The 19,538-nt window shown below is 60.1% G+C and carries 21 protein-coding genes; 14 read left to right on the top strand and 7 right to left on the bottom strand.

Annotated elements, in window-relative coordinates; all coding sequences use genetic code 11:
• Window positions 1-273 precede the first annotated feature (273 nt).
• The 7 genes from ACKVEX_RS16045 to ACKVEX_RS16075 all read right to left on the bottom strand — a co-directional run bounded on the left by ACKVEX_RS16045 (window position 274) and on the right by ACKVEX_RS16075 (window position 6,479).
• Window positions 274-1,721 (bottom strand): IS3 family transposase gene (locus ACKVEX_RS16045; protein WP_473216768.1). Its coding sequence is split into 2 segments (ribosomal slippage): window positions 274-1,364 and window positions 1,364-1,721, totalling 1,449 coding nucleotides; the frame shifts between segments, so codons are not numbered across the junction.
• Between the two features lie 388 nt (window positions 1,722-2,109).
• Window positions 2,110-2,505, bottom strand: a complete 396-nt coding sequence (locus ACKVEX_RS16050) for a hypothetical protein (protein ID WP_473216748.1) — start codon at window positions 2,503-2,505, stop codon at window positions 2,110-2,112.
• Window positions 2,506-2,772: 267 nt separating this feature from the next.
• Window positions 2,773-2,964, bottom strand: a complete 192-nt coding sequence (locus ACKVEX_RS16055; RefSeq protein WP_473216749.1) for a 2-hydroxymuconate tautomerase — start codon at window positions 2,962-2,964, stop codon at window positions 2,773-2,775.
• Window positions 2,965-2,978: 14 nt separating this feature from the next.
• Window positions 2,979-3,425 carry an ester cyclase gene (locus ACKVEX_RS16060; RefSeq protein ID WP_473216750.1) on the bottom strand — a complete coding sequence of 149 codons (447 nt, stop codon included), beginning with the start codon at window positions 3,423-3,425 and terminating at the stop codon, window positions 2,979-2,981.
• Window positions 3,426-3,500: 75 nt separating this feature from the next.
• A complete protein-coding gene (locus ACKVEX_RS16065; protein WP_473216751.1) occupies window positions 3,501-4,274 on the bottom strand; it encodes an MBL fold metallo-hydrolase in 774 nt (257 codons plus the stop codon).
• Between the two features lie 229 nt (window positions 4,275-4,503).
• Window positions 4,504-5,511, bottom strand: a complete 1,008-nt coding sequence (locus tag ACKVEX_RS16070; protein ID WP_473216752.1) for a helix-turn-helix domain-containing protein — start codon at window positions 5,509-5,511, stop codon at window positions 4,504-4,506.
• Window positions 5,512-5,618: 107 nt separating this feature from the next.
• Complete coding sequence (locus ACKVEX_RS16075) at window positions 5,619-6,479, bottom strand: SDR family oxidoreductase (RefSeq protein WP_473216753.1); 861 nt, start codon at window positions 6,477-6,479, stop codon at window positions 5,619-5,621.
• 171 nt (window positions 6,480-6,650) lie between these two features.
• On the opposite strand from ACKVEX_RS16075, the gene ACKVEX_RS16080 reads away from it, so the two are divergent.
• The 14 genes from ACKVEX_RS16080 (at window position 6,651) to ACKVEX_RS16145 (ending at window position 19,391) form a co-directional block, all read left to right on the top strand.
• A complete protein-coding gene (locus tag ACKVEX_RS16080; RefSeq protein WP_473216754.1) occupies window positions 6,651-7,532 on the top strand; it encodes an AraC family transcriptional regulator in 882 nt (293 codons plus the stop codon).
• A gap of 28 nt (window positions 7,533-7,560) precedes the next feature.
• Complete coding sequence (locus ACKVEX_RS16085; protein ID WP_473216755.1) at window positions 7,561-8,469, top strand: LysR family transcriptional regulator; 909 nt, start codon at window positions 7,561-7,563, stop codon at window positions 8,467-8,469.
• 111 nt (window positions 8,470-8,580) lie between these two features.
• Window positions 8,581-9,543 (top strand): tripartite tricarboxylate transporter substrate binding protein, encoded by a 963-nt coding sequence (locus ACKVEX_RS16090; protein WP_473216756.1) that lies wholly within the window; start codon window positions 8,581-8,583, stop codon window positions 9,541-9,543.
• 189 nt (window positions 9,544-9,732) lie between these two features.
• Window positions 9,733-10,410 (top strand): RraA family protein, encoded by a 678-nt coding sequence (locus ACKVEX_RS16095; protein WP_473216757.1) that lies wholly within the window; start codon window positions 9,733-9,735, stop codon window positions 10,408-10,410.
• Window positions 10,411-10,422: 12 nt separating this feature from the next.
• Window positions 10,423-11,370 carry a hydroxyacid dehydrogenase gene (locus ACKVEX_RS16100; protein WP_473216758.1) on the top strand — a complete coding sequence of 316 codons (948 nt, stop codon included), beginning with the start codon at window positions 10,423-10,425 and terminating at the stop codon, window positions 11,368-11,370.
• A 94-nt stretch (window positions 11,371-11,464) separates the two neighbouring features.
• Window positions 11,465-11,914, top strand: coding sequence for a tripartite tricarboxylate transporter TctB family protein (locus ACKVEX_RS16105; RefSeq protein ID WP_473216759.1), 450 nt, complete (start codon window positions 11,465-11,467; stop codon window positions 11,912-11,914).
• Window positions 11,915-11,972: 58 nt separating this feature from the next.
• The gene (locus tag ACKVEX_RS16110; RefSeq protein ID WP_473216760.1) at window positions 11,973-13,502 is read left to right on the top strand and encodes a tripartite tricarboxylate transporter permease; all 1,530 of its coding nucleotides are present in this window, start codon (window positions 11,973-11,975) and stop codon (window positions 13,500-13,502) included.
• Between the two features lie 428 nt (window positions 13,503-13,930).
• Window positions 13,931-14,926 (top strand): TRAP transporter substrate-binding protein DctP, encoded by a 996-nt coding sequence (gene dctP / locus ACKVEX_RS16115; protein ID WP_473216761.1) that lies wholly within the window; start codon window positions 13,931-13,933, stop codon window positions 14,924-14,926.
• A gap of 51 nt (window positions 14,927-14,977) precedes the next feature.
• Window positions 14,978-15,871: an SMP-30/gluconolactonase/LRE family protein gene (locus ACKVEX_RS16120; protein WP_473216762.1), complete on the top strand. Its 894-nt coding sequence runs from the start codon at window positions 14,978-14,980 to the stop codon at window positions 15,869-15,871.
• Window positions 15,868-16,434, top strand: coding sequence for a TRAP transporter small permease (locus ACKVEX_RS16125; protein ID WP_473216763.1), 567 nt, complete (start codon window positions 15,868-15,870; stop codon window positions 16,432-16,434). The genes ACKVEX_RS16120 and ACKVEX_RS16125 overlap by 4 nt, the downstream gene beginning before the upstream one ends.
• A complete protein-coding gene (locus ACKVEX_RS16130; protein WP_473216764.1) occupies window positions 16,431-17,732 on the top strand; it encodes a TRAP transporter large permease in 1,302 nt (433 codons plus the stop codon). Before ACKVEX_RS16125 ends, ACKVEX_RS16130 begins: the two co-directional genes overlap by 4 nt.
• 92 nt (window positions 17,733-17,824) lie before the next feature.
• A complete protein-coding gene (locus ACKVEX_RS16135) occupies window positions 17,825-18,376 on the top strand; it encodes a cysteine hydrolase family protein (protein ID WP_473216765.1) in 552 nt (183 codons plus the stop codon).
• 146 nt (window positions 18,377-18,522) lie between these two features.
• Window positions 18,523-18,702 carry a hypothetical protein gene (locus tag ACKVEX_RS16140; protein ID WP_473216766.1) on the top strand — a complete coding sequence of 60 codons (180 nt, stop codon included), beginning with the start codon at window positions 18,523-18,525 and terminating at the stop codon, window positions 18,700-18,702.
• Between the two features lie 23 nt (window positions 18,703-18,725).
• Window positions 18,726-19,391 carry an RraA family protein gene (locus tag ACKVEX_RS16145; RefSeq protein WP_473216767.1) on the top strand — a complete coding sequence of 222 codons (666 nt, stop codon included), beginning with the start codon at window positions 18,726-18,728 and terminating at the stop codon, window positions 19,389-19,391.
• Window positions 19,392-19,538 lie beyond the last annotated feature (147 nt).

The raw sequence follows: 19,538 nt of genomic DNA on the forward strand, positions 1-19,538 counted from the left end.
CGAGCTAGGCTGCGGCTGTGTTGTGTCTCCGAAGCCATGCCCGGAAGCTCTACATAATTACAACGTTTTGAGGAACGCCAGTAACGAGTCTGGGGCGTGATAGCGCTGCATCTTCGAGTCGGGCTCGTGCAGCCGAGCGAGTGCACGATCCTTCATCATCAAGTCAGCTTCTACGTAGTGATGGGTGGTCGCCGGACTCTCGTGCCCCAACCAGAGCGCAATTACATCGACACCCACCGGAACGTGTCAATGATTTTGCGACACCCGGGGACGTTAATTTAGTGTGCAGGTGACGGTCTCACTGGCGGGCGTTTTCTCCTCAGGTGGCGGGTTGATCCATACGGCGGTCGGCATCGGCGGGAGCTGAGGTCGCTTGTTCTTGAACCGGTTGGGGCTGGCCAGAAATGCGCCATCAAGGGTGGCTTGGCGGATGACACGCATGCTGGCGGCCAAACCGTAGTGAACGCTGTGCGGGGTCATGTGGGCGATGCCGCTATGGCAGTGCTCGGCGTTGTACCAGGCAAAGAAGGTTTGGCAGTGGGCGCGCGCGTCCTCGATGCAACCGAATCGCTGCGGGAATGCGGGCCGGTACTTCATGGTTTTGAACTGCGACTCGGAGTACGGGTTGTCATCCGAGACGTGAGGTCGGCTGTGGCTCTTGGCGACATCGAAGTCGACCAGCAGGCTGGCGACCGGCTTGGAGCGCATGGCCGCCCCCCGGTCGGCATGCAGAGTCAGCATGCCGGACTGGACGTTGTGGCGTGACACCGTGTCGGCGATGAGCTGCTGGGCGAGCTCGGCGCATTCGCGCGGGGCGATGAGCCAGCCCACGACGAAGCGGCTGAAGATGTCCAGGATCACGTAGAGATGGAAGCAGGTCCACTTCGCGGGCCCCTTAAGTTTCGTGATATCCCAGGACCAGACTTGGTTGGGTGCCGTGGCCAGCAGTTCGGGTTTGGTATAGATCGGGTGGGTGAGCTGGTTACGCCGCTCGCAGCTGGCGCCGTTGGCCGCCAATAGGCGATACATGGTGCGCACCGAGCCGAGGTAGATACCCTCATCGAGCAGCGTGGCGTGCACGGCCGCTGGCGCGGAGTCGGCGAAGCGTTCGCTGTTCAGTGTGTCGAGCACCGTCTGCCGTTCGCGGGCATCCAGGGCCAGAGGCGGGCAAGGGCGTGGTGCCCGCGGCCGGGGCGGCCCCATGACCGTGCGCCGGTGCACGCGGGCCTTTTGGCGTGCAGGCACGCCACGCCACAGACCCATGGCGCGACACGCCGCGCCGGCGCCGAGCGTGGGGGCGAGCGCCAACGCGGCGGCCATCAAGTGTTCCCGCGCTTGTCGGTGGCCGCGAGCAGATCCAGCAGCGCAGTAACTTTTTTTTGGACCTCGATCACCAACTGCGCCTTGTCCAGTTCGACGCGCAGCTTGTCGCGCTCGCGGGTGAGTTGGGCAATCTGCAGCGCGTCGATGCGCGCGCCAGCGTCCACCTTGGGGCCACGCTTTTGCGGCGCCAGTGCCGCCAGATCCGCGGCCTCGCGTTGGCGCCGCCAGGTGCTCAGGGACGATGAATACACGCCCTCGCGGCGCATCAGTGCGCCGACTTCTCCGGGCAGCGTGCACAGGTCAGCGGCCTGCAGAATGCGGCGCTTGTCGGCGTTGGTGAAGGTGCGGCGACGCGCGCGTGGCACCACCTCGGAGTCGCTGCCGGGTGGGATTGACAACGGCGCCGATCCGGGCGCATCTTCAGTCGTCCTTCGGGCTCCTTGCGATGCACCCGGATCAGAAGGAACCTTCACTGCGTGCATGGGGACCTTTGACTGCTGATTGCTCTTCATACCTACCTCTTTGCTCACTGATCTCTCGGGGGTAGGTGTCGCAGCTCATATTGGCACAGGGGGCACCCCCGACTGTAGTAGGTGCATTGCCGTCGTATGCCGACTATGTCGCTGAAGACATAGGAGGCACTATCTACCCTTCCTGACTATGTCGTGTGACCCGGAGGAGCTTTCACGATCGACCGACAAATCGTGCGATGCCTGACAAATCACCCGACATAGTTTTTGTCTGCCCTACAGACTATTCAAGAAGTTCAGGAGCTGGTCTCCCGGTTTATAGCGCCCTGAATCGCCCCGGATTTGGTGGAGGCCCCAACTCTTGAGAAGATGGGGCCATGAGGAAGACAAACAAGTTCTCACCGGAGGTTCGCGAGCGGGCGATCCGCGAGGCCAGCTCGGGCACGGAATCAGCGACCTGCCGGCCGGAGTGCAGCGGGCCGTCCAACTCAAGGCGGACCCGCCGCATGTCCATCTCCAGCTCGTCGGATAGGGTCTGCTCCAGTTCGTGGCGAACAAGCGCCGCATCCAGATCGGCGCTGTCCAGTCTCTGCAGGAGTGGATCCCAGACGAGTGCTCGGACATCATCCGGCTCTATCCGTCCGGTGCGTGCGTAGAGTTCCAGGCAGGCGTCTTCGAGCTTTCGGATACGCTCGACCTGCGGGCGACCCAACCCACTGTCCAACGCAACAGGGATGACGGGGTGCAGCCGTTCCGCGCAGCTCGGTCTCCACCATTTGAGCGGTGAGGACCTCGGTGTCCCCCGTCCAGGCGTGGAAGACACAGCGAATCTGGGCGAACGCTTCTGACCGAGTCGTCCGCAATCTGCCTATACTTGGTGAGCCGGTTCGGCCCTACCGAGCTGAACGTTTCTCCCACGGAACCCGAGTACGGGACATTTCTCAATTGACGTCGCTTCTGGCATTACCCGAGCCACCGATCAGCGCCCGAGTTCCCTGGCGGTTTGGCCGCCGATGCCCCAATGGGTCCTGGGGATGTCCTGGATGATGATGCGTACAGCCTCCGGCTTGCTGCCCAGGCTCTGGCAGATGGCGTCGGTGACGCGCTCAATGAGCTTGGCCTTCTGTTCGTCGGTGCGGCCTTCAATGATCTGTATGTTGGCGATAGGCATAAGGCTCTCCTCGTTCAGACAAAGAGCATGGACACCGCACCGAGCCCCTGCGCACGCAGGGTGACGTTGTCACCAGGCTCCACCAGTACCGCGGCGGTGATGGCGCCAGAGAGGACCACGCTGCCGGCGGGGATCTCTTCGCCTCGCTCACCGAGCATGTTCGCCAGCATGGCGATCGCCGTCGCCGGATGGCCGAGCACGGCGGCACCGGCGCCCACCTCCACGACCTTTCCGTTCTTCTCCAGCACCACGCCGATATTGCGCAGGTCCACGTCGTCGTCGAACGCATCGAAGTTCTTCTTTTCCGGACGGATGAATCCGTCCGCGCCAGGATGCGGGGTGTCGACCTGCGTATAGAAGACGAAATGGGGATGGCACAGTTCCCCGACGGTGTCGAAATCCCTTCGCTGTATGGCATCGTAGAAACGCTGCACCAGAGCCTTGTTTTCCTCGATGGACATCGCCTTGTCACTCCATGATCGTTTCGAAATCGGATTGCTGCCGATGGGGCAGCCAATCGCATGCTCTATCAAGAACTAGAAAATGCAGGACTCGCCGTCCTCGGGGACCAGAACACGGTGGCCCATATTCTTTGCGTCGAGGAACTCGCGGAGCTCCTTGCGCGACAGCGTGGCATGATTCACCGATTCCATGTGGCTGGCAATAATGGTTGCGCCCGCTGTAGCGTTGAAGACCTCGAAGATATCCTCCTTGCCCATGATGATCGATTCGTCGGGCAAGACTCTGGCGTCACCGCTGTTCAGAACAATGACTTCGGGAACATGTTTCTGCAGGCTTTCGTTGACCCCCTCGTACCACACGGTGTCGCCGGCAAGGTAGAAAGTCTTCTCGTCCGGATGCTTGAAGACGAGTCCACAAACCTGCCCCAGGATCTCCCCGATCGGCCCTTGGAGAATTTCGCCGCGGCCATGCTGACCGGCGGTCTTGATCATGGTGATGCCATCGAATTCGTTGCGATCCTGAAGTACCCGAACGTTGGTGAAACCCCCGGAGCGGATTTCGCAGGCGTCCTCGTCGTTCTGCGCAAAAATGATCATGTCATTGGGCAGCAGTTGCCTGGCGGCCTCGTCCCAATGATCCGGATGGGTATGGGTGACGATGGCCGCGTCAACGTCGAGAATCTCGCTGATCGTAACGGGCAGGCCGACAGTGGGATTGGCCAGGTGGCTATTGACCGTACCTTCGAAACCCGGATAGGCCCCTTTGTCGGCGAGCATGGGGTCGATGAGGAATTTCTTTCCCGCGTATCCAAGGGTGATCGTCGCGTTTCGAATCTGTGTGAATTTCATTTGTGCACCTCTGTCCTTTAGCACGATTGATGTCGGGTTGGCATCCTCACTTCGGCTCCGTACGCATGGGCCGGAGGAGGGTGCCCGTCGAGTCCGACCTGTGCGTATTGTTCGCGGAAGGAAGAGCCGGAACGAGTGACCCGAAGGACACAAAACGTCAGAATCGGGCCAAACCAATCGCTTGGCTGCGACGCTCGGGCGCCGACGTCGTATTTAGACGGGAAGCGGTTTAGCCGAGCTTGTTGGGCCGAGCGGTGAAACTCCGCCGCCACGTGCTTGGCGAGACGCCGAATGCGTGGCGGAAGTGGTGGCGCAGCGACGCGACTGACCCGAATCCGGCCAGGGCCGTAACGCGCTCGATGGACTGATCGGTCTGCTCGAGAAGGCGCTGTGACAGCGCCAACCGCTCGGACAGGAGCCAGTTTTGAACGGTGGCGCCGGTCAGAGCTTTGAAGTGCCGGGTAAAGGTGCGGCGGCTCATCTTGGCTTCCGTGGCGAGGCTGTCGAGGTCGTGCGCCTCTGCGAGCCGCGTTCGCACCGAATCGATCAGGTGTGCCAGGCGGGTGCCTCCGGCCGTCTTGGGGAGCGGTTGCTCGATGAACTGGGCTTGACCGCCTTCGCGGTGCGGGGACACGACCAGTCGCCGAGCCACATGATTGGCTTTCGTCGCGCCGAGCCGTTGCCGCAAGATGTGAAGGCATGCATCGAGGCTTGCTGCGGTCCCGGCAGACGTCAGCACGTTACCGTCCTCTACGTAGAGCACATTGAGGTCTACCTCGACCTGAGGAAATTGCTTGGCCATTGCTAGCGCGTGCTCCCAGTGCGTCGTCGCGCGCCGGCCGTCGAGTAGCCCCGCTTCGGCGAGGACGTGTGCGCCCAAGCACAGGCCGACGATCTGCACCCCCCGTGCGTGCGCGGCGCGCAGCGCATCGAGCAGGCGTTCGGGCGGCCGTTCCGCAACATCGCGCCACCCCGGTATCACGATCGCGTCAGCGTACTTCAGCACGCTTAGGGGCGCCAAGCGGGTCAATCCGAAACCGGCGGTGGTGAGCAGCGTCCCCCGCTCTCCGGCGCAGACGACGACTTCAAATGGGCTGCCCGCGGGCATACCGTCGCCGAACACAATGCACGGGACCGACAAGTGGAAGGGGATGACGCGGTCGAACGCAACCACCGCGATCAGGCACCGGGGGGAGTTGGAGGTTATGGAACCACCCTTCATGCGAATATGGCCCAATCTTACGCCATGTCGACTCATGGTCAACTGGTCGCGGACAGTTGCCAGACGTATCCATTGGAGCGGGCGGATAGGCCCGCTCCTGGCCCGGAGAACGATACGTCTGATCAGGCAGAAATCTCAGCGAGCCACTGTTGCAGCGTGCGAGGCATCAGCCCGAGGAGGCGCTGTGCACTCGTGTCCTGAGCGATTGCGTTCGCGGCGGCTCTCGCTTGCGCCTGATAGCCCGCGACGACGCCGGCAGCCGCACCTGCGCCGAACAAGGGGGCGATCATCTCGCCGAATGCTTCCGGCTCCAGACTGCTGAACGAAACCGGGCGGTCCAGGTAGCGCACAAAGTCCTCAGCAAGATCCAACCCGGTGATGCCGGGCGACTGGCCGACGCCGACTACGCCGGTCACGGAGGTGTCGATCAGCAGGCGCTCGACGACCTCGGCGACATCGAGGTGAGAACTCCACGACACTGGGAAGTCTGCCCGCAGGGGATAGCGAAGAATCCCCTCCGACTTCACCGGCCCCAGCACGACGGGGATGAGCAGATTCTCAAAGAACAGGCGCGGAGCTACGACTGCAAGCGAAACCTCCGTGTGCTGAATCTCGCGAATAAGCGTCGCGATTGCACTTTCAGGCGGATTCTGCAGCGGTGAGTCCGGCTCGTCCACCACCCATCCGCTGGTCGAGATCACCACGCGTTGCGGCTTTGCGCGGGCGATGGCCTGCGCGATGTTGCGGGCGTACTGCAGGCGATCCGCTTCACCAACCACCGGCAGATGGATGAAGACGCCGTCTGCGCCCCGGTATGCCTCGGCCAGCGAATCCACCGACGCATTGTCGACCGCGACGGCAGGCGCATCCTTGACGGCAGAGGTGTTGCGGACAGCGGCGACGGCACGTTTGCCCGACTTGGAGAGGCGCGCCAGGAGCGGGCCGCCTTGGGCGCCGGTGGCGCCGTGAATCACGTAAGTCATGAGAATTCCTCGGAATAGTGTCAAGTCATCAAGAACTGGTTATTATTGGACGTTGAAAGCCAATATGAACGGTAAATACCCGACAATGAATGATAGTTTACGGACATTCACCACAACAAGCGCCTATTCAGAACGGACGAGACGGCACAGCCCGCGTCAGGATGCGCGAAGGTGAACACGGATATTCAGCGCCTGGGCTACCGACCGCGAGCGCCTTACTCGCTCGACCTGGAAGTCTTTACCGTGGCCGATTTGAGGCAGCGGGGCAGCAAGGAGAAGGTGCGGACAACACACCGGTACGAGTTCCACATGCTGGTGTGTGTCACGCAGGGCACGTGTGCCCAGATGGTCGATTTCAACCCGGTCCCGTGTGCGCCGGGATCACTGCTCGTGTTGCGACCGGGGCAGGCCCACACCTTCGGGGGTGACGAGGATTGGGACGGCTGGATTGTTTTGTTCCGCCCGGAATTCGTCGTTCCTGCATCAACGGCGTCTCGCGATCTCAAGTTCGATGTCGATCAGAAAAGGCTGCCGGAGCATTTCGTTCTAACCGACAATGAGCTGCGCACCGTGACGCGCTCAATCGAGCAGATGCGCGCGGATACGCAGCTCAGCGGCCCGCTGGACGATGTGCACGGCCTGCTGCGACACCAGCTGCATGCGCTGCTGACGCGGCTGGGTATTCTGCAGGGTCGGCAGCAAGCCCGAGATCCGGTGGTCTCCCCGGCGTTGCAGCGCTTCAAACGGTTCCAGCAGCTTGTGGAGGAACGCTTTGCGCAATGGCATCAGGTGGCAGACTATGCCAATCAACTTGGCTATACCGAGAAGAGTCTGGCGCGCGCCGTGATGGCATCCATGGGCATGACGGCCAAAACCTTCATCGCGGCGCGCATCGTTCTGGAAGCGAAGCGCCTGCTGGTGCATACGAACTTGCCCATCGCCACCATCGCCGAGAAGCTGGGCTTCGACGAGCCCACCAACTTCGGCAAGTTCTTCAAACGCGAGGTGGATTGCACCCCGGCAGAGTTTCGACGGCGACAACAATTTTTGTAGGTCAAAACGACCCAAGGAGTCATGGTCCATGACGCTCAAGGAAATCGAGGCTTTTTACTGGACTGCAGCCCTGAGTAGTTTCAGTGGCGCGGCAACTCACCTGCACATTACGCAGTCATCTCTGTCCAAGCGGGTCGCCGAGCTTGAGGAGTCGATTGGTTCCCAACTCTTCGACCGTTCCAGCAAGAAGGTTCAGCTGACAGAGACGGGGAAGCGTCTGTTGCCGGTCGCGCGAAAGATGCTTGATCTGATCGAGTCCATGCATATGAAGGCCAAGGCGACCACGCGTCTTACAGGCGACTGCCGTTTCGGCATCAGCGAACTCGCTGCCTTGACCTGGTTGCCGGCACTCGTGAATGAGGTAAGGCAAAAGCAGCCGGGGCTCAGACTCGAGCCCTATGTCGATCTGGCTCGCGCATTGGAAAAGCGCGTCATGCGGGGTGAGCTTGACTTTGCCGTGGCGCCCGGTCCTGCCGAAAGTGAGGCTGCAGCTAGCGATCAGATCGCCGCAATCGAGTTCACCTGGATTGCGGCACCCGGCCGCATCAGTCCTGGTGAGGTCCTTACGCCCGCCGAGTTGCTGAAGTATCCCTTGATCACCATGACGGAAGGATCGGGCGTGACGCGCGCGTTCGAGCGTTGGGCGGTCGAGCAGGGCGTATCGGCCCAGCGAATCGTCTCATGCAACAGTCTAATGGGAATAATCGGGCTGACGATTGCCGATGTCGGCATCAGTTTCCTGCCCTCGCGATTCATTCAGCATTGGCTGGATCGCGGGTCGCTGGTCGCGCTGCGGAGCGTACCACCATTGCCCACAGTCACTTACTGCTATATGTATCGTAAGGATGACAATCGTGCGCTGCTTAAAGAAATGAAGCAGCTGGTTAATCTTGCGGTCGGCAGCTCTGGCTGGGCAATTCCTGCCTCACTCGTTTGATATTCTTGTGAAGTCATAAAACGACTTGATGGGCATTCGAATAAGTCGTTTTACAACACAGATGCTTCTCTACAAAATGTGCTTGCCTACAAACACACATGAGGAGACATCATGAATTACAAGTTCTTTCCCCTTCCTGCCGTAGCGGCAGTCTTGATTGCCAGTCCTGTCATGGCAGCCTGGCCAGGTGACAAACCAATCGAAGTGGTCGTTGGTTTCGCGCCTGGGGGCGGCACCGATATCATGGCCCGCACCTTGCTGCCATTCGTCGAGAAGCATCTCGGCGCCAACGCTCGCTTCGTCGTAATCAACCGGCCCGGTGCCGCCGGGGAGATCGCCAACGGTCATGTGGTGCGTGCGAGGCCGGATGGTTACACCCTGGCTGTCGTGAACATGCCGGGCTTTTATTTCCTTCCAATGATCCAGAAGACGCAGTATCAACCCGAAGACTTTCAATTGATTGCGCGAGTCGTGGATGATCCGACCGTCATGACAGTGCGTGACGATAGTCCGATAACGTCAATGGAAGCATTGATTGGGCAATTGAAAAAGGATCCGGGTTCTGTATCTGTCGGTCATAACGGTACGGGCACTAACGGTGAGCTGGCGATCAGGTTGTTGAGCGAAGCGGCCGATGTGGAACTCAATGCAATTGGTTATCGGGGAACTTCGGCCCAGAAAACTGATTTGCTGGGTGGGCATCTCGATGTGGCAATCGTGAGTGCTGGCGAGCTTCCTGAACTACATGATGGTGCTACGGCACAAGTGCGAGGCCTTGCCCAATTCACGGCTGAAAGATCCGAAGCTTTGCCACAGGTGCCGGCTGCCGCTGAGGCGGGTGTGCCCGTTCTGATGTCTTCGGAGCGCGGCTTTGCAGCGCCGAAGGGGGTCCCGTCTGAAATCATTGAGCGTCTCGACCGAGCCATTGCCGCCGCACTCGAGGATCCTGAGTTCCTTGCTTCGACCACGGATGGGAAGGTCCTCTCGTACCTTTCCGGGCCGGATTGGCAACAGGCTGTAGATGAGGTTCGTGAAGTTCTCCGGCCTTTGGCTGAGAACCAGACCAAGAACTGATGCGCCATTTTTCTGGCTCGGGTTATTCGCCGAGCCAGGTTAAAAGGCCACAAGTCGGCGCTTGTCGGTTCGACGCAGCGCAAATACTTTCTAATCCAATTTATCTATCTTAGAGCTGAGCATCGTACGAAGTGCTCGTCGTACAGACTCGCCTTTCAGTTTGGCTCTTATTCGACCCAGGAGAATTCCATGTCCCATACTTTCATCCCGCCCGTCTTCGAGCGAGTCAGTCCTGAACAGATCCAGCGCGCAAAAGAGTTTCAAAGCGCCATCCTGTGTGATGTTTTCGGGCGTCGTGGCTCTCTCAATGCTCGGGTTCAGGCACTCAACCCATCCATGCAAGTTGCCGGTCCGGCATTCACCGTGGAGGTTCGGCCGGGCGACAACCTGATGTTCCACGTTGCGCTCGCCGTTGCCCAGCCGGGCGATGTCATTGTTGTCGACGGCAAGGGAGATCAAACCTGCGCGTTGTTTGGCGAGCTGATGGTAAGTCAAGCGGAAGCGGCTGGTTTGGCGGGTTTCGTCGTCGATGCGGCTTCACGCGATTCCGACAGCCTGACCAATGGTGGTTTTCCGATTTTCGCTGCCGGGCGTAATCCCTGCGGACCTACAAAAGGTCTGAATGGAACCATTGCCCGGCCGATCTCGCTCGCGGGCGTACCTGTCCAGTCGGGCGACCTGGTCGTAGGCGACGCTGACGGTGTCGTTGTCATTCCCCTTGCGGACGTGGATCGAGTACTTGATGCTGCCGAGAAGAAGCTGGCGGACGAGCAGGTTCGTCTGAAGGAAATTGCACAGGGCGAGTTGGTCTCTCCCTGGCTTCAAGATGCATTGCGCGCGGCAGGTCTGCCGGCTCTTCCTCTCTGAGGAGTAACAAATATGAGTCAGGACACTATCGTTGTTACCGCGGCCAGTATTCATCCGGATGCGGCCGCAATGTTGGCCGATTATCGAGTCGTTTACGCCGATGTGCGTGCTGGCGAGGCCGCTCTTGCCGAATTGTGCAGAAATGAACAGCCAGTAGCGATCATGGTGCGTTACGGCACCATTTCCGAATCCGTGATTTCGGCGTCTTCCCGGTTGAAAGTGATTGCCAAGCATGGCGTAGGAACGGACAACATTGACCGGGTTGCGGCTGAGCGCCTCGGTATTCCCGTCACGGCTGCGCTAGGTTCGAACAGCCAGGCGGTCGCGGAGCACACACTCGGTCTGATGTTCGCGTGCGCACGCATGACGAGCTGGCTGGATGCGCGAACGAGAGCGGGACATTGGGACAAGGACAACTACGCGGGTATTGAATTGGCCGGCGCTACCTTGGGACTGATAGGCGTGGGATCCATAGGCAGGCGGGTTGCTCAGGTGGCGCTTGCGCTGGGTATGAGCGTGTTGGTCTTCGATCCCTACGCCCCTCCGGAGAGCCTGCCCGATGGCGTCAGTATGGTCGAACTGGACGCTCTGCTCACTCATGCCGATGTCGTGTCCCTTCATTGTCCATTGACGCCGGATACACGGAATCTGCTGAATACAGAACGTCTGTCCAGGCTAAGAGACCAGGCGATCGTCATCAATACGGCGCGTGCCGGATTGATTGACGAAACGGCTCTGCTCGCCCAACTGCACAGTAAGCGGCTCCATGCGGCATTGGACTGCTTCAAGGATGAACCGCTACAGGCAGCTTCCCCATGGCTGACTGCGCCGAATACGGTATTGACTCCGCATATCGGGGGAACTACAACGAAGGCGTTCCGCCAGATGGGCGTAATGGCGGCCGAATCCATCCTGGCCGTTGTCGCTGAGAGTCAGCCACCCACGGCTGCCTCTTCTTGAGGTAGCGCGAGCTGGATGACAAAAAGGCGCCGATGAGTGCCACCTCACCGCGCAATGTTTGCGCGGTGAGGTATTACAAAGTGAGGAGACAAAAATGTCGCACAAAGACACCCGGGACATCGCGGGCGGCGTCCTGATGATGGGAATCGGAGTCTATGCCGCTTGGCATGCCAATAGTCATTACGCGCTCGGTGAACTCAGTCGCATGGGACCCGGCTACCTTCCAATGGTGCTCGGATTCGTCCTTGCACTCCTGGGGCTGCTGATCCTTGTACCCGCATTGTTTCGGCCCGGTTCTCCCGTTCGAGTGGAATGGCGCTCCCTGGTGTTGATCATCGGGAGTCTCATCGCGTTCGCGTTTCTGGTCGAAACAACTGGGTTGATTGCGGCGACGCTGGCTGCTGTCCTTCTGTCCTCGCTTGCCGACAGACAGATGTCATGGCGAAACCGCATCTTGGTCGCACTCGGTGTGACGCTCCTCACCTGGGTAATCTTCATCGTCGGCCTTGGCATGACCTTGCCGGTCTGGCCCTGGAATGGATGAACCGTAAGGGTTACGTCTTTCCTCGTCTCATTATTTCGAATTCCGGAGGCCGTCAGCCATGGACATTGCAAGCGGATTGATTTTGGGGTTGCAGTCGGCCCTCCAGCCGACAACCCTTTTTTATTGTTTCATAGGCGTCTTTGTGGGAACGCTTATCGGCGTTTTGCCCGGCATCGGCGCGCTGGCAACGATTTCGCTCCTGTTGCCAATCACGTTCCACATCGAGCCAACTGCTGCAATCGTAATGCTTGCCGGTGTCTATTATGGCGCGCAGTACGGAGGCTCTACCGCGGCCATCCTGTTGAACTTGCCAGGTACTCCCTCGTCGGCCGTCACCTGCCTCGATGGCTATCCGCTGGCGAAGCAGGGCCGCGGCGGGGTCGCGCTGTTCATGACTACGATAGCCTCCTTCGTGGGTTCGATGCTGGGTATCGCGGCACTCATCCTTTTCGCGCCGAGTATCGCGGATTTCGGGCTCAAGTTCGGACCCGCGGAGTACTTCTCGATGATGTTGCTGGGCCTGATTGCAGCCTCGACCCTGGCGTCCGGTTCGGTCACGAAAGGCCTGGCAATGGTCGTGCTCGGATTGCTGCTCGGCACCATTGGCACCGACGTCGATTCCGGCGTGATGCGCTTCACGTTCGGGCAACTGGGTCTCGCTGACGGGATCAACCTCGTGGCTTTGGCCATGGGGATTTTCGGCGTTTCCGAGGTCATTGCCACGATCAATCGGGCCCGGGAGGCAAAGAGCAGCGAAAAAATATCGTTTCGTTCAATGCTGCCGACCCGTAAAGAGGCACGGGACTCGGTTTCACCCATGCTGCGCGGCACGGGTATCGGAAGTTTCTTCGGGGCTTTGCCGGGAACGGGTGCGTCGATCGCGTCCTTCATGGCCTACGCGGTCGAGAAAAAGGTCGCCAAGGACCGCAGTCGCTTCGGCAAGGGCGCCATTGAAGGGCTCGTAGCGCCAGAGTCGGCAAACAATGCTGCGGCTCAGACTGCTTTCGTCCCCACGCTGTCGCTCGGCATCCCCGGCGATGCGGTGATGGCGCTGATGCTTGGCGCGCTGATCATTCACGGCATCCAGCCGGGGCCCATGCTCATGACCGAACAGCCAGCGCTGTTCTGGGGGCTCATTGTGAGTTTTGGAATCGGCAACATCATGCTGGTCATTCTCAATCTACCCTTGATCGGGGTCTGGGTAGCCTTGCTGCGCATTCCGTACAGCGTGTTGTATCCCGCAATTCTGGTGTTCGTTGCGCTGGGTGTTTACAGCGTAAGTGGTAATACCTTCGATATTCTGATGGTCGCCGTGATCGGGTTCGCGGGCTATCTGCTGGCAGTCATGAGATTCGACGTTGCGCCGTTGCTATTGGGCTTCGTGCTCGGCCCTCTGATGGAGGAGAACCTGCGCCGCGCGTTATTGCTGTCGCGTGGCAGCATGACGACCTTTATCGAACGTCCGATCAGCGCGGTATTCCTTGCCGTTTGCGGGGCGCTAATCATGTGGTCGCTCTTGAGTGCGTTCAGAGACTGGTTCCGCGGTCGGGAGTGGTTGATGACGTCGGCTGACTCTCGTCCTGACTGAAGCTGTATTCAGGTGCTGGTGCGTCACGAGCATGCCGTTGTGCTTCGGTGAGGTGGCCCGAGAACTGTTTCCCCCATGAACCCCGCCGCTCGCGGGCACCACGAAATCATGTTGTCCGAAACCCGTTTAGCTTTGAGCGACGGAAGAAAACCAACCGAATCCGGAGGATTACCCCGCCCACATATTTGCTTCTCAGGCCACAGGACTGTTTCCCTAAGCAAAGCGCACAGACGTCACGCTTGGTAGTAAAAGTCCAAAATGGAATGAAATAGCATTCTGGATATTCGCTTTTAGAAACATTTGCGACGCAATACCATGGCTGTGCATGAGCACGCCGCATGATCTGTTCTCGCTGCGACGCCCGGGATCGACTGCCGGCATCGCTTCGCGCTACTGCAGCACCATTCGACCCTCAGGAGACTATAGACATGAAGAACAATATCATTTCAAAGATCGCAGCAAGAGTACTGCTCGGAATGGCTTGCACGCTGGCCCTGCCGGCCATGGCGCAGCCCGTATGGAAAGGCTATTCGTTCGTCAGCGCGGCCAACCACCCGTCCTACCAACATCTGGAGTCGCTGGCCAAGGAGTTTGAGAGCCTTAGCGGCGGCGCGGTGGAGACAAAGGTCAATGTCGGCGGCTCGCTGCCTATTCCCGGTACGTCCATCACCCAAGCAGTGGGTGAAGGTACGCTGACCTTCGCGCACGACTTGTTCTTCACCGGCAGCGTGCAACTGGGCGGGCTGACGATGTTACCCATGCTGGCCTCGACGCATGCCGAGTACCAAAAAGCCGCAGAGATCATCGAGCCCTATCTGGCTGCTGAGCTGAAGAAGAGGGGCGTGACGTTGCTGGCCACCTACAACTTCCCGCAGCAGACCATCTGGAGCGTGTCGAAGGTCACTTCGATCGACGACCTGAAGGGTAAGAAGATCCGCGTCGGCAACGGCCAGGTGGCGGAGTTCATGCGCAGGGTCGGCGCCATTCCGGTCACGCTCTCCACCGGCGACGTGGCGCCTGCGCTGGAGCGGTCCGTCATCGAAGGCGTGGTCACGGCAAGCGCCGGTGGCGGACGGCTCTGGGGCGACATGCTCAAATCCAACCTGCGCCTGAATCTTAACTACGACCTCGTGCTGGTCACGGTCAACTCCAGGGCTTTCGAGCGGCTGCCGGCCGATGTCCAGGAGAAGTTCCAGGCTGCGGCCCGCAAGCATGCGGATGACCTGACTCAGGCCATTGCGGTGCTGGAGGACGAAACGACCGAGCAGCTCAAGGCCAACGGTCTCGTAGTGAGCACGGTCAGCGAGGCCTCGCGGGAAGCCCTTGCGGCACAGATGAAGGACTACTGGGACGAGTGGGCAGAAAACACGGGGCCGGAGGCCGTGCAGGCCCTCGCCAAGTTCCGTGAAGAAGTGGGCAAGTAAGGGCCGTTCGCCAGTCAAGCGTTAGCGCCTTGACCATCCGCAGGAGAGTTCATGATGATGTTCAGCGCACCTGATCGGCTCGAGGCGGGCGTCCATGCCTCGATCCCGTCGTCGTTCCATGTCACGGACCGCGCTTCGACCTGGGTCGATGTCCAGGCCCGTGGCGCCGCGACACCCACCTTCTTGGAAGGCCCGGCCTTTGATAGCGCGGGGCGTCTATGGGTTGTCGACATCCCTTGGGGGCGACTGTTCCGGTTTGCGCCGGACGGCCAACCGGAGTTGATGATCGAATACGACGGCGAGCCCAACGGGCTGAAGTTCCACCCGGATGGCCGGGGCTTCATCGCCGATCATCGCCATGGGATCATGGTGTTCGATCCCGAAGGGCGCATCGCACCCTTCCTGGAGCGCGCATGGGCGCAACGCTTCAAGGGCACGAACGATCTGTGCTTCGCGTCCAACGGCGACCTGTACTTTACCGACCAGGGTCAGACCGGCCAGCAGGATCCTTCCGGCTGCCTGTACCGCCTGCGCGCGAATGGCCAGTTGGACTGTCTCCTGGACAACGTGCCCAGTCCCAACGGCCTGGTCCTCAACGCGGCCGAGGACACGATCTTCCTCGCCGTCACGCGTGCGAATGCCGTGTGGCGGGTGCCGCTGCTGAAGGATGGCCGGGCCACCAAAGTGGGGGTGTTCATTCAGCTGTCTGGCGGGATTGGTCCCGACGGTCTGGCGATGGACCGCCACGGCAACCTGGCCGTCTGCCACCCGGGCCTGGGCGCCGTCTGGCTCTTCAACCGCTACGGCGAGCCGGTGTTGCGCATCGACTCCCCCGATGGGCGCCTGACCACCAACTGCGTCTTCGCGGAGGATGGTCGCCGCCTGTTTATCACCGAATCAGAGACCGGTACCGTGCTGGTCGCCGACCTGCCGTCATCCCCATGAGCCCCGACGCCATTCCTTCCTCTCGCGGGACGATCCTGCGCCTGGGCGATCGTGTGGTCGGTCTGGGCCGCGTGATTGCCGAGCTCTGCCTGCTGGCCATGGTGATTCTGATCGCGGTCGACGTGGTCCTGCGCAACGTGGCCAATCGGTCGCTGCTGATTACGGACGAGGTTTCGGGCTACCTGCTCGTCGCGATTGTGTTCTTCGGTGCGGCGCACAGCTTGCGCAGCGGTGCGTTCCTGCGGATCGCGTTCCTGTTCGAGGCGATGCCAAAGCGAGCCCGCGCCGTCATGGCGGTCGTCTTCGACGCCGCCGCAGTAGTGCTCACGGTGCTCTTGCTCTACCAGCTGGGGCGTTTTACCTGGCGCAACTGGGAGTTCGAAACTGTCGCTACGACCCTGCTCGAAACGCCGCTGTGGATCCCGCAGTCCGTGATGGTTCTGGGCTGTGCCGTCTTCCTCGTCGCCGTGCTTCTTGAACTGACGGACTCGGTGATCGGGCTGCGCCACCCTGGCCTGCCGCAACGCTCGCGCGCAACGCATGAATCGGAGCTACACGAATGACCTGGGCCAGCCAATTCGCAATCCTCTCCGGCGTTCTCGTCGCCTTGCTCATGGGCGGCATGTGGGTGCCGTTTGCCATCGGCATCGCGGGATTTCTGGCGATCATCCTGACCGATGGTTTCGGCGGGCTGAACGCGCTGGGCATCGTGGCCTGGGGGACGGCCAACAGCTTCACGCTCAGCGCGATCCCGCTGTTCATCCTGATGGCCGAGGTGTTGCAGCAAGGTGGCGTCAGCCACCGCTTCTACCAGGGCCTGACCGTGCTGGTGCGCGGACTGCCGGGTGGCCTGATGCAGACCAACGTGGCGGGCTGTGCGCTGTTCTCTGCGATCAGCGGATCCAGCGTCGCGACGGCGGCGGCCGTGGGCACGGTGGCCATTCCGCACCTCGAGAAACGCGGCTACAACCGTGCGATGGCCGCCGGATCGCTGGCAGCGGGCGGCACGCTGGGAATCCTGATTCCGCCGAGCATCCCGCTGATCATCTACGGCACCTTCACCGAGACCTCGGTATCAAAGCTTTTCATGGCGGGGGTCGTTCCGGGCATCCTGCTGGCGTTGCTGTTCATGGGGTTCATCGGCGTCGTGGCCACGCTGCGACCGGAGGTGGCCCCGCGCGACGCGAATACGCCAAGCCGAAGGGAGAAGCTGTCGGCCCTGCTGGATCTGGCCCCCTTCATCGTGCTGATGACGGTGGTGCTCGGCAGCATCTACGCGGGCTGGGCCACGCCCACCGAAGCTGCCGGCGTGGGGTGCGTGGTGGGCGTCGCGATTTGCCTGATCTGGGGAAGGTTCGGCCGTGCGGAGTTGCAGGCCGCACTGGGGAACACCGTGCGGGTGAGCTGCTCGATCATCTTCATCGTACTCATGGCGTTCATCTTCTCCTACGCGGTCGAGAACGCAGGGATCAGCAGCCGCCTCACCAACGCACTCGTCGACCTGGGCCTCAGCAAGTGGACGTTCTTCCTGGTGGTGGTGGTTCTTTTCATCATCCTGGGTTGCATGCTGGAGAGCATCGCGATGATTGTGCTCACCGTGCCCCTGCTATTCGGCACGATCGCAGCCTTTGGCTTCGATCCATTGTGGTTCGGCATCGTTCTGGTCCTGTTGCTGGAAGTGGGTATGCTTACGCCGCCCTTCGGCATTAATCTGTTCGTGATCCAGAGCGTCTCGAAGTGGCCGCTTGGTCAAGTCGCGCGTGGCACAGTGCCATACTGGTTCATCATCTTTGGATTTATCGCCCTGCTGTCCGTGTTCCCGGAGATAGTGACCTGGCTGCCCGACCGCATGGGACGCTGAGGCAACGGTATGCCGGAGATGTGGGCGACACTTCTCGCTACGCTGGTTACTGGCGAGAATGCCCCCTATCCAACGAACGAAGGAGTGTCATCATGAAAAAGACTGGTTTGATTGTCATCGATTTGCAAAACGAATACCTGCCGACAGGAAAACTGCCCCTGTCTGGCATTGAGTCCGCCATCGACAATGCGGCCAGGGTGATTGCCGATGCCCGGGCGAAGAACATACCGGTGTTCCACATCCGCCATGAATTCGCTAACAACGAAGCGCCGGTGTTCGTGCCAGGTACTTCGGGTGTGGAGATCCAGGCTGACGTGGCCCCGGTGGGAGATGAGCCGGTGATCGTCAAGAACCACGTAAATGCATTCCGCGACACCGACCTCAAGCAGCAACTCGATGCCCATGATGTAGAGGAGGTGGTGATTGTCGGTGCGATGAGCCACATGTGTGTCGATGCCTGCGTGCGTGCAGCCGTTGATATGGGCTTCCCGGCTACTGTATTGCACGATGCCTGCGCCACGCGGGATCTGGAATTCAACGGTGTGACCGTGCCTGCTGCCCAGGTTCACGCGGCCATGATGGCGGCCTTCGAGTTCGGCTATGGCTCCGTTACCTCAACCGAGGCGTACCTGAGCGCCGCGTGACGGCAAAGCACCACCCGTCAATCAGCAGCCCCCGATGCAGGTCGTGTATCTGTGTCGGGGGCTGTTTCTGTTTTGACCGAGGCTGGTGCGATTGATATTCCAAAATAGCATGAATAAAGAGATCGAATAATTCGATTGTGTGATCGATGTCTCTGCACAAAAATGTTCTTGAGGCCGCTATTGCGGAGAGCATTAGGGATCCCGAGTTTTTTGCTTCTGCCGCTGCCGATGCCCCGTTCCTCGCCTTTATGCCTGGCGCAGAGTGGGCGAAGTCTCTTGAGAACAACAGCGCCTTGTTGAAGCAAATTGTGGGCGCCCGCAACTGACATTGATTGGCAAGGTTACAAGCATGAACCCTAACTTCGTTGTAAACCCGGTAGCGGCCGTACTGGAGTCTGATTTGGTGAGCGCTTTGATGGAGGTGTCGACATCGCTTATCAGCGACAACCTTCACCGTCTTGAGGGCGTTCTGGGTCTGCAGACTTTTCATTCGTCGCGCAAATTGGTAGGCACTGCGGTGACAGTGAAACTGCGGGCAGGCGATAACCTGCTTGTGTACAAAGCAGTCAGCATGATGTCCCCCGGTCATGTGTTGGTTGTTGATGCCGGCGGTGTGACGAGCAACGCCATTGTGGGCGAGTTGCTGATGCTGTACGCGCAGCAACGTGGCTGCGCCGGCTTTGTTATCGATGGTGCGATTCGGGACTCCGCTACTTTTGCCGAAGCCGACTTTCCCTGTTATGCCCGGGCGGCAACACATCGTGGCCCATACAAAACAGGGCCCGGGCTCATCAATGTGCCAGTGAGTATCGGTGGGCAGGTTGTTCAGCCTGGGGATGTGGTCGTTGGAGACGAAGATGGCCTCGTGACGTTCCCAATGAGCGAAACCGAAAGCTTGCTGGCCGCAGCCGAATGCAGCAAGCGCTTCGAACAAGCGATCCGAGAAGAAATCGCAACCGGCGCTGTGCGTCAGGCTTGGATGGAAAAAATGTTTGCTGCCTATGGGCTTACATGAAATGGAGTTACATGAAGTGGCAATGAACCGCGCCGCTCCAGCGGATGTACTGGTCACCATTCGCTTTTTTGACGAGGCAGCGGTTGCACGGCTGGAGGCGCGAGGATATCGAGTCATACGCGCCGACATCCCATACGATGCGCTCGA

The organism is Denitraticella aggregata (assembly GCF_048158365.1).
Classification (GTDB): Bacteria; Pseudomonadota; Gammaproteobacteria; order Burkholderiales; family Rhodocyclaceae; genus Azoarcus_F.

Bases quoted from the DNA above. Each gene is read 5' to 3' on its own strand.
- ACKVEX_RS16055 (WP_473216749.1), bottom strand. From the start codon at position 2,964: ATGCCTATCGCCAACATACAGATCATTGAAGGCCGCACCGACGAACAG.
- ACKVEX_RS16060 (WP_473216750.1), bottom strand. From the start codon at position 3,425: ATGTCCATCGAGGAAAACAAGGCTCTGGTGCAGCGTTTCTACGATGCC.
- ACKVEX_RS16065 (WP_473216751.1), bottom strand. From the start codon at position 4,274: ATGAAATTCACACAGATTCGAAACGCGACGATCACCCTTGGATACGCG.
- ACKVEX_RS16075 (WP_473216753.1), bottom strand. From the start codon at position 6,479: ATGACTTACGTGATTCACGGCGCCACCGGCGCCCAAGGCGGCCCGCTC.
- ACKVEX_RS16085 (WP_473216755.1), top strand. From the start codon at position 7,561: ATGACGCTCAAGGAAATCGAGGCTTTTTACTGGACTGCAGCCCTGAGT.
- ACKVEX_RS16090 (WP_473216756.1), top strand. From the start codon at position 8,581: ATGAATTACAAGTTCTTTCCCCTTCCTGCCGTAGCGGCAGTCTTGATT.
- ACKVEX_RS16095 (WP_473216757.1), top strand. From the start codon at position 9,733: ATGTCCCATACTTTCATCCCGCCCGTCTTCGAGCGAGTCAGTCCTGAA.
- ACKVEX_RS16100 (WP_473216758.1), top strand. From the start codon at position 10,423: ATGAGTCAGGACACTATCGTTGTTACCGCGGCCAGTATTCATCCGGAT.
- ACKVEX_RS16105 (WP_473216759.1), top strand. From the start codon at position 11,465: ATGTCGCACAAAGACACCCGGGACATCGCGGGCGGCGTCCTGATGATG.
- ACKVEX_RS16110 (WP_473216760.1), top strand. From the start codon at position 11,973: ATGGACATTGCAAGCGGATTGATTTTGGGGTTGCAGTCGGCCCTCCAG.
- dctP (WP_473216761.1), top strand. From the start codon at position 13,931: ATGAAGAACAATATCATTTCAAAGATCGCAGCAAGAGTACTGCTCGGA.
- ACKVEX_RS16120 (WP_473216762.1), top strand. From the start codon at position 14,978: ATGATGATGTTCAGCGCACCTGATCGGCTCGAGGCGGGCGTCCATGCC.
- ACKVEX_RS16125 (WP_473216763.1), top strand. From the start codon at position 15,868: ATGAGCCCCGACGCCATTCCTTCCTCTCGCGGGACGATCCTGCGCCTG.
- ACKVEX_RS16130 (WP_473216764.1), top strand. From the start codon at position 16,431: ATGACCTGGGCCAGCCAATTCGCAATCCTCTCCGGCGTTCTCGTCGCC.
- ACKVEX_RS16135 (WP_473216765.1), top strand. From the start codon at position 17,825: ATGAAAAAGACTGGTTTGATTGTCATCGATTTGCAAAACGAATACCTG.
- ACKVEX_RS16140 (WP_473216766.1), top strand. From the start codon at position 18,523: ATGTCTCTGCACAAAAATGTTCTTGAGGCCGCTATTGCGGAGAGCATT.
- ACKVEX_RS16145 (WP_473216767.1), top strand. From the start codon at position 18,726: ATGAACCCTAACTTCGTTGTAAACCCGGTAGCGGCCGTACTGGAGTCT.